General features: G+C 71.9%; 8 protein-coding genes and 1 pseudogene. 4 read left to right on the plus strand and 5 right to left on the minus strand.

The window, feature by feature from the left end; all coding sequences use genetic code 11:
• Window positions 1-517, plus strand: a 517-nt coding sequence (locus G6031_RS15810) for a PD-(D/E)XK nuclease family protein (protein ID WP_182653775.1), incomplete at its 5' end; no start/stop codon positions are given.
• Here the strand turns inward: G6031_RS15810 and G6031_RS15815 are convergent.
• On the minus strand, window positions 510-1637 hold the full coding sequence (locus G6031_RS15815) for a DNA gyrase subunit A (RefSeq protein WP_182653776.1): 1128 nt from the start codon (window positions 1635-1637) through the stop codon (window positions 510-512). The two genes, G6031_RS15810 and G6031_RS15815, sit on opposite strands and share 8 nt — an antisense overlap.
• 241 nt (window positions 1638-1878) lie before the next feature.
• Between G6031_RS15815 and G6031_RS15820 the strand changes: the two genes are divergently transcribed.
• Window positions 1879-2238: a hypothetical protein gene (locus tag G6031_RS15820; protein ID WP_179524078.1), complete on the plus strand. Its 360-nt coding sequence runs from the start codon at window positions 1879-1881 to the stop codon at window positions 2236-2238.
• Here the strand turns inward: G6031_RS15820 and G6031_RS15825 are convergent.
• Window positions 2222-3070 (minus strand): tyrosine-protein phosphatase, encoded by an 849-nt coding sequence (locus G6031_RS15825; RefSeq protein WP_241737383.1) that lies wholly within the window; start codon window positions 3068-3070, stop codon window positions 2222-2224. The genes G6031_RS15820 and G6031_RS15825 overlap by 17 nt on opposite strands.
• 124 nt (window positions 3071-3194) lie before the next feature.
• Window positions 3195-4781 carry an adenylate/guanylate cyclase domain-containing protein gene (locus G6031_RS19115; protein ID WP_182653777.1) on the minus strand — a complete coding sequence of 529 codons (1587 nt, stop codon included), beginning with the start codon at window positions 4779-4781 and terminating at the stop codon, window positions 3195-3197.
• A gap of 121 nt (window positions 4782-4902) precedes the next feature.
• On the opposite strand from G6031_RS19115, the gene G6031_RS15835 reads away from it, so the two are divergent.
• A complete protein-coding gene (locus tag G6031_RS15835; protein ID WP_241737384.1) occupies window positions 4903-6654 on the plus strand; it encodes an AMP-binding protein in 1752 nt (583 codons plus the stop codon).
• A 12-nt stretch (window positions 6655-6666) separates the two neighbouring features.
• On the opposite strand, the gene G6031_RS15840 is transcribed toward G6031_RS15835, so the two are convergent.
• On the minus strand, window positions 6667-7098 hold the full coding sequence (locus tag G6031_RS15840; RefSeq protein ID WP_182653778.1) for a DUF4870 domain-containing protein: 432 nt from the start codon (window positions 7096-7098) through the stop codon (window positions 6667-6669).
• Window positions 7099-7260: 162 nt separating this feature from the next.
• Between G6031_RS15840 and ppc the strand changes: the two genes are divergently transcribed.
• Window positions 7261-10236 carry a phosphoenolpyruvate carboxylase gene (ppc, locus tag G6031_RS15845; RefSeq protein WP_241737385.1) on the plus strand — a complete coding sequence of 992 codons (2976 nt, stop codon included), beginning with the start codon at window positions 7261-7263 and terminating at the stop codon, window positions 10234-10236.
• A 132-nt stretch (window positions 10237-10368) separates the two neighbouring features.
• Here the strand turns inward: ppc and G6031_RS15850 are convergent.
• Window positions 10369-10699, minus strand: a pseudogene (locus G6031_RS15850) (MFS transporter); the annotation flags it as partial.

Below are 10699 nucleotides of genomic sequence, written 5' to 3' on the forward strand. Positions count from 1 at the left end.
CCTCGCCGAACACACCGATCTCGCCGCGCTCGCCGCCGACTCCTCGGACACCGCGGACCAGTCCGCCGCCACCCGGGCGTGGGAGCGGTGGGCCACGGCCCAGCTCACCGCGCTCGGCCTCGGCGGCGGGTTCCACGGCACCCGGACCCCTGAGGCCGTCGAGGAGATGGTCGCCGTCGCGCGCACGGCCCTCACCTCGAAGCCCGTCCGGAGGGCGGCCGCCCGCCCCCACTGGGCGGAGTTGCCGGTCGCGGGCGCTCTCCCCACGGCCGACGGCACGCCGGTGGCGGTGGACGGGGTGGTCGACCTGGTCGTGGACGAGCCCGACGGTTCGCTGTCCGTCATCGACTACAAGACCGATGTGGCGGTCACCACCGTGACAGTCGACGAGTACCTGCTGCAGTTGTGCGCGTACGCCGAACTACTGGGCGCGACCACTGGCCGGACGGTCTCGCGCGTCGAGCTCGTGTTCTGCCGCGGCAACCGGGCCACCGTCATCGGACGGGACCTCAGCTGAGGTTCGTCCAGACCACCCGGCCGTTCGTCGCGGCCGCGACCGCGGCGTCGCAGGGTTCGCCGGTGGTCAACGCCTGGTACAGCTCGACCAGCAGGTCGACGACCGAATCCCACACCCGGTGGAGCGGTTCCTCCCCGCCGTACGCCCAGATGGACCCGGCGTCCGGCCCGGTCCGATAGGACACCGCGTATCCGTACCCGCGGCGCTCCGCGATCGGCCACAGGCGACCGGTCCAGGTACCCCCGGACCCCGGGTCCGAACCGAGTCCGCCGAGCGCCATCGCGTGCTCGAACCTCTTCGCCTGGACCTCGAAACCCTCGGCGGCGCCGACCGGTTCGGCGAACGGCAGCAGACCCTCGACCGAATCCAGGCCGGTCCGGCGCAGATGCCACAGCAGGGTCCGGATCCCCACCGAATCGTCGACACCGCAGCTGTCGAGGAGGGTCCCGGTCCGGCTGTCGGACGCGCGGGGATCATCCAGCCACGCACCGGGGACGCTCTCCACCCGCAGGAGGGCCGCGATCGCGTCGCAGAGCTCCCCGACCTGCTCGTCGAGCACGACAGCGGCCTCGTCGACACGCCCGGACCGCGATCGCCGGGCGACGTGGTCGGAGGGCCCCGGGTCCCCGGTGATCACGGGCGGCGGAGCGGTCGGGCCCCGGCCCTGTTCATCGTCCATCGCTCGTCGGATCCCGTCGAGGGCGCCGTCGAACTCGGCGCCCCACCCCGCCCGCGCGGCGGACTCCGGTTCCGGCGCCCGCGCCGCCTGTCCCGGCGCCGGGTTGAACTCGACCTCGTCCTCCCGAACCGCCGGGATCGCCCCGGTGACATCGGCGAAGAGGTCCAGCCGCGCACGTCGGCTGTCGCGCATCCGGTCGCGCTCGGACCGCGTGAACGACAGCACCGGAAGGGTGAGGAGCAGCGCGGCCTGCCTACCCGAGAACCCGAATCCCAGCTTGAGGGCGCGGCGGGCGTCGACAGGGGATTCCGCCTGCCGGATCGTCTCCATCACGGCATCCAGGTCCTCGCACGCCAGGAGTACCGCCTCGGCCTCGTCGCACGCCCTCCCGGCGTCGTCCCCGGGCTCGAACCAGCCCCCGACCGCACCCATAGAACCCATGCCAGTCCCCCGATCTTTCCCGCAACAGAACGGACCCGGCCCCCACCGGATCGTCACGAATCCTACGCCCGCCGACCCACCCGTGGTCATGCGGTCACACAGCCCGGGGCGGGTCCGTCCCGGTGGATTGTGACCGATCTCTCCGCCATCTACGGGACTCTGACCAGCACTTTTCGATTTTCCAGCAGTTCCACAGGGACGGTGCGGGATTCCTTTGGGAACGGGACGTAGGGTCCTGGGCATGAACGGACAACTGATGCTGGAGGACGGGGACCGGAGCCGCTCCACCCCGGCGCCTCCTGCGGAGGTCGCCCCGGTGGGCCGCGAGGCGACCCCGGCCGCGGTGTTCCCGGCGCCGTTGACCACGGTCTCGGCCGCGGCGACAGGGGGGCTGATCGGCCTCGGGGCGGTCTACGGCGTGGCGGCGCGACTCGCCGACACGCTGGTCGGGGTGGCGGTCCTCGTCCTGGTGTTCGCGTTGACGATGGCCGGCCCGAGGGTCCACTCCGTGGCCCGGTCCGAGGTGGGCCGCACCATCGCGGTGATCCTCGAGGCGATCGCCTTCGGTGGTGTGCTCGGCGCGGTCATCGTCCTGTTCTGAGCCGGGCCCCCAGCTCCTCCACGAGGTCCTCCTCCACCCCGGCGCCGTCCACGAGGTATCGACGGACGTCGCCGAACTCGCTGTCCAGCGCGGTCAGCGAACGCCGGATGTTGCTCTCCTCGACCCCGATGAGCACGTCGATCGCGTCGAGACGCTCGGGCATCTCCGCCCGGACGTACGCCCGGATGGAGTTGACGAAGTCGACGGACAGCTCGCGGGTCAGCATGTAGTCGGCGATCACGTCCTCTTCCCGCACTCCGGCGAGCAGCTGGAGCACTGCGGAGGTCCAGCCCGTCCGGTCCTTGCCGGCCGTGCAGTGCACGATCGCCGGGCCCGTCGACCGCGCCACGGCGCTGACCGCGCGGCCGAAACCGGTCCGCTCCTCGTCGCCGAGGACGAACCGCTCGTACATGATCGCCGTCTCGCGTCGGGCGTCCTCCACGCTGAACGTCCCGACCCCGGTGAATGCGGCGGCAGAGGTGTTCCCGGCGAGGACGTCGATGGCCAGGTAGTCGGCACCGGCGGGGATCACATCCGGCTGCCTGGTGATCTCGTCGCCGGTCCGCAGGTCCACGATGGTGCTCACCCCGAGCCGCTCGAGTACCCCGAGGTCGTCCTCACCCACCGACAGCGTGGTGGATCGGTAGACCAGACCGCGGACCATGCTCCCGGTCGGGTGGAGCGCGTAGCCCGGGCCCGCGACGTCACGGAAGTTGTGCACGCTCGTCAGTCGGACGTCGCCGGGCGCCGGTCCGGATGCGCCGACCTCAGCCCCCACCTCCGCGACGACCTCGGCGTCGACCCCGGTGGTCATGCGCGCCTCTGCGCCCATTCCGCGTCCCCTTCGGCTCCCGCGCGCCCGGATGACGCACCGCCCCTCCGTTCCTACCGGATCGCGGGTACCGGTGCGAGGCGGCCTCCGCGGAACCGCATCTCACCGCGCTGCCGTCCACCCGTCACCCGGGTCCCGGTTCGACGTGCCCCGGCGGGGACGCCGCCGGCCAGGCCAGCGTGGTCGGGGTGGACCGGCCCCTGAGCTCGACCGTCCCGCCCGTGGTCCATCGCTCTGCCTCGGGATCCGCGGCCACCCGGAGCGCGGCCTCGGAGGCCAGCACCCGGGTGGGGTGCTCCTTGGCCATCTCGCACAGCCGCGCGGCCTCGTTGACCGCGTCCCCGATCACCGTGTACTCGAACCGGGTCGCGGACCCGACGTATCCGGCCACCACCTCCCCGTAGGAGACCCCGATCCCGGCCTGGCAGTCGGGGACCAGCTCGGGCAGCGCCCGGGCCAGGTCCCGGGCCGAGGCGAGAACCGCCGTCGCGGGGTCGGCGATGGGCGCGGGGGCCCCGAACACGGCCAGCGCGGCGTCGCCCTGGAACTTGTCGAGCAGGCCGCCGTGGGATTCGACCCGGTCCACGACCACCTCGAAGAACGCGTTGAGGGTCTCGACGACCTCCCGGGCGGGGCGTGTGGAGGCGAGCCGGGTGGAGCCGATGAGGTCGACGAACAGCACACCGACGTACGTGGTGTCGCCGCCGAGATGGGGTTCCTGGATCTCGGCGGCCTTCGCGACCTGGCTACCCACATGGCGGACGAACAGCTCGCGCAGACGCTGACGCTCGCGGATCATCTCCGCCATCCGGTTGAACCCCCGCTGCAACTGCCCGAGTTCGGTCCCGTCGAACACCTCCACGCGCGCGTCGAGGTCCCCGCCGGCGAGGTCCTCCATGGCCCAGCGGACGGAGTACACCGGGGCGAGCAGGGCGGACACGAGCAACCAGGTCGCGGCGAACCCGGCCGCGAGGGCCCCGAGGCCGAGGATCCCGACGATGGTCACGAGCCGTGAGACGGGGAACTGGTTGTTCGCGGCGGCGTAGGCGCTGAGCAGCACGAGTCCGATGAGGGGGAGCCCGGAGCTCACCACCCAGAAGGCCTGCAACCGCCCTCGCACGCCGATGACCGGGGAGTGCAGTGTCGGACCGGCCTCCAGCGCGAGCGCGGCGAGGGGGCGCAGCGCGATCTCGGCGACGATGTAGGCCGATCCGCAGCTCAGGGACCCGATCACCACGATCGCGCCCGCGACGACCCACAGGGACCGGACGTCCTCGACCGCGAACGCCACCGCGACGACAGTGCCGCCGGCCGCCCAGAGCGCCCCGGTCCGCAGGGTGATCCCGAGCGGCGCCGACAGGCACCGCGCCTGTTCGGCCGCGGTCGGTGGCCGGCTCTCCTCGGCCCACCTCATCCAGCCGGCCACCACCTTGAGGAGCCACCACGACCCGAGGGCGATCCCGACGAGGGCGGTCACCGGGGTCACCACCAGGGCCGCCGGGCTGAACCGCCCGGAGACGACCTGCTCGAGGGGCAGCAGCAGGCCGATCACGATCCAGACTCCCACCACCCCGAGCCCGTGCGTGACCACCAGCATCCGCGTGAGCACCCGCTGGACCCGTTGCTTCCGTCGCGGGGGTTCCTCCCGCTCGAGCCCGAGCATGCGGGTGCCCCACGGTGGGCGGGAGGCGTGCGCTGAGGGGGAGGTCACGGGGCGGGGTCCTGCCGGGCGGGGGATGGGTGTCCATCGTCGCGCGAGTGGCGTCCGCACGCGCCGGGAATCGCACTCCGCATCGCCGGATGGATCAGATCTAATGCGCTAACTTAACTTCATGACCACGCCCCAGTTCAACCCCGGCCACGAGATGCGACACGAGACCTTCGGCGACATCCTCCTCGAACGCTCGACCGACGACCATCCCGGTCTCCTCTTCGAGGACTCGAGCTGGACGTGGCGGGAGTTCGTGGCGGAGAGCGCGGTCCGCGCCGCGATCCTGGCCGACTGGTCCGTCACGCACGCCGATGCGTACGCGGGCCGTCCCGAGCGTTTCCGCCACCTGCACGTCGGCATCCTGCTGGAGAACGTCCCCGAGTATCTGTTCCTCCTGTCCGGGGCCTCCATGGCGGGTGTGACGATCATCGGCGTCAACCCCACCCGCCGGGGCGCCGAGCTGGCCTCGGACATCCGCGGGGTGGACTGCGACGTGATCGTCACCGACGCCCACGGTGCCGGGTTGCTCGACGGCCTCACCCTGGCCGACGAGACGGGAGGGGTCGTGGCCGTGCACGACGTGGACTCGGCCGGGTGGCAGGACCTGCTGGCCGCGCACGCCGGGGCGGAGCCCCGACTCCACGACGCCGCCCGTGACCCCCACACCCTGCTCGCGCTGCTGTTCACCTCGGGCTCCACGGGTGCGCCCAAGGCGGTCATGTGCTCGACCGGTCGGCTCGCGATGCTCGGCACGATCAACTACCGCAACCTGGTGAGGGACGACGTCGCCTACAGCGCGATGCCGATGTTCCACGGCAACGCGATGTTCGCCGCGTTCGCCCCCGCCGCGTTCGTCGGGTGCACGTTCGCGATGCGTCGGAGGTTCTCCGCCTCGGGATTCCTGCCCGACGTGCTGCGCTACGGCGCCACCTACGTCAACTACGTGGGCCGTTCGCTGTCCTACATCCTCGCCCAGCCCGAGCGTCCGGAGGAGAAGCAGACCCGCCTGCGCACCGTCTTCGGGACCGAGGCCTCGAGCCACGACCGCGCCGAGTTCGCCCGCCGCTTCGTCGTCGAACCGGGCGAGTCGTACGGCTCCAGCGAGGGCGGGGTCGTGATCGGCCGCACCTCGGACACCCCGCCGGACGCGCTCGGCGTCGCGGGTGCCTACATGGACGTCGCGATCCTCGACGAGGACGGCCGGGAGTGCCCGCGTGCCGAGTTCGACGCCGACGGGGGCCTGGTCAACGCCGACGAGGCGATCGGGGAGATCTGCAACCTCACCGGCGCCGCCATGTTCGAGGGGTACTACCGCAACCCGGAGGCCACCGCCGAGCGCAACATCGGCGAGGTCTACCACTCCGGCGACCTCGGTTACCGGGACGCCGACGGGTTCTTCTACTTCGCCGGCCGCTCCGGGGACAAGATCCGCGTGGACAGCGAGAATTTCTCCGCCGGCCCGGTCGAGCGGATCCTCGACCGCTTCCCCGGCGTCCTCGTGGTGGCCGTCTACCCCGTGCCGGATCCCCGCACGGGCGACCAGGTCATGGCGGCCATCCAGCTCGAGCCGGGCGTGGCGTTCGACCCGGCCGCGTTCTCCGAGTTCTGCCGGACCCAACCCGACATGGGGACCAAGTGGGCACCGCGCTTCGTGCGGATCATGGAGACGATGCCGGTCACCGCGACCCGGAAGATCGCCAAGCCCGACCTGCGCCGGCAGTCGTGGACCGGGCCCGGTGAGGTCTACGTCCGCGGCGGCGCCGCGTTGGTGGGAGGGGACGACGACGACGAGTTCCAGCCGCTGACCAGCGCGCTACGCGACTCGGTGCTCGAACAGTACAGTCTCCACGGTCGGCAGCCGACCGGGGTCTGAGCAGCGGCGGCGTCAGCTCAGGATGCGCAACTGGAACGGGTAGTTGATCGTCCGGCCGCGGGTGGCCCGCACCGTACCGATCAGGTGGCCGACGATCTGGAGGACGAAGGAGACCGCCAACAGCACCAGGCCGATCGGGATGCCGATCACGGTGATGATGAAGATCCACCCGACGATGCTCATGATCCACAGGCCGACGTTGAAGTTGAACGACCCCGCGGCGGCCTGTCGGACGAACGGGCTGCGGTCCTTGTAGATCAACCACATCACGAGTGGCCCCACGAAGGAGAGCCACCCGGCGGACAGCGCCATGGCGATGAGGCTGGACGCGTGCGCGAGGGCGGCGGGGGTGCGGTCGTCGGGCCCGGCCACGGGCTGGTCTCCGAACTGCTGCGTCCCGTACTGCGGGTCGCCGTACTGCGGGGATCCGGGCTGCTGTGTCATGCCTCCAGTGTGCGCCTCGCGGGGCCGCGGTACATCAGGGATGTCCCCCGTGTCGTCCTGTTCCGTGGCCGGGGTCCACCTCCGTTCGGCCCGCCGGGCGTCCGGTCCCCCGCGATCCCACGTTTCACCCGCCTGTCACATGCTCCGCCTACCCTGGCGGCCATGGCTGACACCCCACAGGATCACCCCGCGACCGACTCGGGGACCGATCCCCTCGCCCGGGCGGTGGCCCCGCTGCGGGACGACGTCCGGTTCCTCGGTTCCCTGCTCGGCGAGACGATCCGTGAGCACGCCGGTGACCGGGTGTTCGATCTCGTCGAGACGGCCCGCCGCACGGCGTTCGCGGTCCGGCGCTCGGAGGCCGACAGGGACGAGGTGTCGGCCCTGTTCAAGGACATCAGCGCCGCCGACGCCATTCCGGTCATCCGTGCGTTCTCCCTGTTCGCGCTGCTGGCCAACGTGGCGGAGGACCTGCACCAGGAGCGCCGCAGGCGGATGCACCGGGCTGCCGGGGAGGTGCCGCCCGACGGTGACCTGGAGGTCACGTGGACCCGGTTGGCGGACCTGCTCGAGGGGGACGGCGACGAACGACTGACGGCCGTGCGTGCGACCGCCCGCGTGTCCCCGGTCCTCACCGCGCACCCCACGGAGACCCGGCGCCGGATGGTGTTCGAGGCCACCCGCCGGGTACACGTCCTCATGGGCCGTCGCGACGGACTGCGCTCGGTGGAGCAGGACCCCGTGACGGAGGCGGAGCTCGCCGAGCTCGAGCTCGAGCTGCGCCGGCTCGTCCTCGCGCTGTGGCAGACCGCCCTCATCCGCAACGAGCGTCCCCACATCGAGGACGAGGTGATGGCCGGGCTCCAGTACTACGAGGCCACCCTGCTCGAGGTCATCCCTCCGCTCAACGCCCAGATCGACGAGCGCCTCGGGTGCGGGGGCCGCGCCGTCGTGCGGCCCGGCTCGTGGATCGGGGGTGACCGCGACGGCAACCCGTACGTCACCGGCGAGGTGGTGCGGTTCGCCACCGACCGGGCGGCCGAGTTGCTCCACGGCCACTACGCCGAGCAGTTGCGCCTGCTCGAGCGTGAGTTGTCGATGTCGGCCCGGATCGTCGAGGTCGACTCCGGGATAGCCGCGTTGGCCGACTCCCTGACGGACACCGAGGTCGAGGGGAGTCCGGCGCGGGAGGACGTGCCGTTCCGCCAGGCGGTCCGGGTGGTCCGTCGTCGGCTCGCCGCGCGCGCCCGCGCGACCGGGTCGTCGTTGCCCCGCTCGGTGCTGCTGTCCGCGGGGCGGCTCATCGGCCTGGACGACGACCCCCCGTACGCCGGCCCGGAGGAGATGGCGGCGGACCTCGAGACGATCGACGCCGGGCTCTCCGCGGTGGGGTCCGACCTGCTGCGCGCCCCGCGACTGCGGGACCTGCGGTGGGCGCTCAACTCGTTCGGGTTCCACCTCCAGTCCCTGGATATGCGCCAGAACTCGGAGTCACACGAGGACCTGCTCACCGAGCTGTTCGCGCTGGCCGGGGTGTCCGAGGACTACGCGGCGCTCGACGAGGACGCCCGCGTCGAGCTCCTGCTCGGCGAGCTCTCCCACGATCGACCACTGCTCGGCGTCCGGGCGGAGCTCTCGGAGTTCGCGGACAAGGAGATGGGCGTGCTGCGCGCCGCCGCGGAGGCGGTCGCCGGACTCGGACCCGACGTGGTGCCGCACTACATCGTGTCGATGTGCGGCTCGGTGTCCGACCTGTTCGAACCCGCCGTTCTCCTCAAGGAGGTCGGACTGTTCTCCGGCAGCCCGGACGAACCCCGGTCGACCGTGCGCCTCATCCCGTTGCTGGAGACCATCGACGACCTCGCCGGCGGGGCCCGGATGCTCGACGCGGCCCTGGCGCTCCCCCAGTTCCGCGCTCTGGTGCGGTCCCAGGAGGACGTGCTCGAGATCATGCTGGGCTACTCGGACTCCAACAAGGACGGCGGGTACCTCGCCGCCAACTGGTCGCTCTACGAGGCCGAGCTCGCGCTCGTCGACGCGGCCGCGCGTGCGGGTGTGCACCTGCGCTTCTTCCACGGCCGCGGCGGCGCGGTGGGACGGGGCGGCGGCAACTCCTACGACGCGATCCTCGCGCAGCCCCCGGGCGCGGTGCAGGGCGCGTTGCGGATCACCGAACAGGGCGAGATCATCTCCGCCAAGTACTCGGAGCCGGTCCGCGCACGCCGCAATCTCGAGGCACTGGTGGCGGCCACGCTCGAGGTCTCGCTGCTCGACGTCGAGGGCCTGGGCGACGACGCCGAGCAGGCCTACGCGGTGATGGCCGCGCTCGCCCGCCTCGGCCGCGAGGCCTACGCCGAACTGGTGCACGAGGATCCGGGTTTCATCGAGTACTTCACCACCTCCACGCCGCTCAGCGAGATCGGCGAGCTCAACATCGGCTCCCGCCCCACCTCCCGCAAGCAGACCTCCACGGTCGACGATCTCCGCGCCATCCCGTGGGTGCTGTCGTGGTCGCAGTCCCGCGTCATGCTTCCCGGCTGGTTCGGCGTAGGCAGCGCCCTCAAGCGCTGGATCGATGACGGCGGGGAAGCGACCGGCGGGAATGCGACCGGCGGGGAAGCGACCGGCGGGAGTGCGACCGGCGGTCACGCGGATGCCGGTCACGCGGATGCCGGCGACGGTGCCAGCGCAGCCGCCGGGGGTACGAACGCCGGGGGCACGAACGCCGAGGAACGGTTGGCCACGCTGCGGCGCCTCTACCGGGACTGGCCGTTCCTGCGCACCACGCTGTCCAACATGGCGCAGGTCATGGCCAAGGCCGACATGGGCCTGGCGGCCCGGTACGCCGAGCTGGTCCCGGACGCCGAGGTGGGCAGGAGGATCCACGGGGTGATCTCCGACGAGTTCGACCTCACCCGCGAGATGCTGCTGGCCGTGACCGGGCAGGAGACCCTGTTGGACGACAACCCGGCGCTCGCCCGCTCCGTCCGCAACCGTTTCCCGTACCTCGAGCCGCTCAACGTGCTGCAGGTGGAGTTGCTTCGGCGCTACCGCGCGGGCGACCGCGACCCCGACGTGCGGACGGGCATCCAGCTGACGATGAACGGCCTGGCCACCGCGCTGCGGAACTCGGGCTGAGCCCGGCCCCCACCACCCCGTCGAAGCCCCTATCCCCGTCGAAGCCCACCACCCCTTCGAGAAGAGCGTTCCGAACACGTTTCTCGAGTGCGAATGCGCGAAACGCTCTTCTCGATGCCCCAGCCGGGCCGGCTACCGCAGTTGCCGCTGCGCGAGCGGGATGAGCAGCACGCACACCACCGCCAGGGCGGCGATCCACGGCACCGGACCGCCGAGACGGGACAGCACCGCGAGCACGTACGGCGTCCCCATCCCGAGGTAGGCCAGGACGTAGAACACGGCCACGAGCCCGGCGTGGTCGCGGGGACCGGACTGGAACTCCACCTCGACCAGCCCGGCCACCAGCAGGGTCGCGTACCCCGCGCCCAGCAGGACCGCGACGGGCAGGAGCCACAGGGCCCGGCCGGGCAGGTCCGGGGACGCCGCCAGGACCGCGCCGGCGGACATGCCCAGCGCGGCGGCG

This window comes from Dietzia sp. CQ4 (assembly GCF_014145125.1).
Lineage (GTDB): Bacteria > Actinomycetota > Actinomycetes > Mycobacteriales > Mycobacteriaceae > Dietzia > Dietzia natronolimnaea.

Coding starts and splice junctions, on each gene's coding strand:
- G6031_RS15815 (WP_182653776.1), bottom strand. CDS start 1,637: ATGGGTTCTATGGGTGCGGTCGGGGGCTGGTTCGAGCCCGGGGACGAC.
- G6031_RS15835 (WP_241737384.1), top strand. CDS start 4,903: ATGACCACGCCCCAGTTCAACCCCGGCCACGAGATGCGACACGAGACC.
- G6031_RS15825 (WP_241737383.1), bottom strand. CDS start 3,070: ATGGGCGCAGAGGCGCGCATGACCACCGGGGTCGACGCCGAGGTCGTC.
- ppc (WP_241737385.1), top strand. CDS start 7,261: ATGGCTGACACCCCACAGGATCACCCCGCGACCGACTCGGGGACCGAT.
- G6031_RS15840 (WP_182653778.1), bottom strand. CDS start 7,098: ATGACACAGCAGCCCGGATCCCCGCAGTACGGCGACCCGCAGTACGGG.
- G6031_RS15820 (WP_179524078.1), top strand. CDS start 1,879: ATGAACGGACAACTGATGCTGGAGGACGGGGACCGGAGCCGCTCCACC.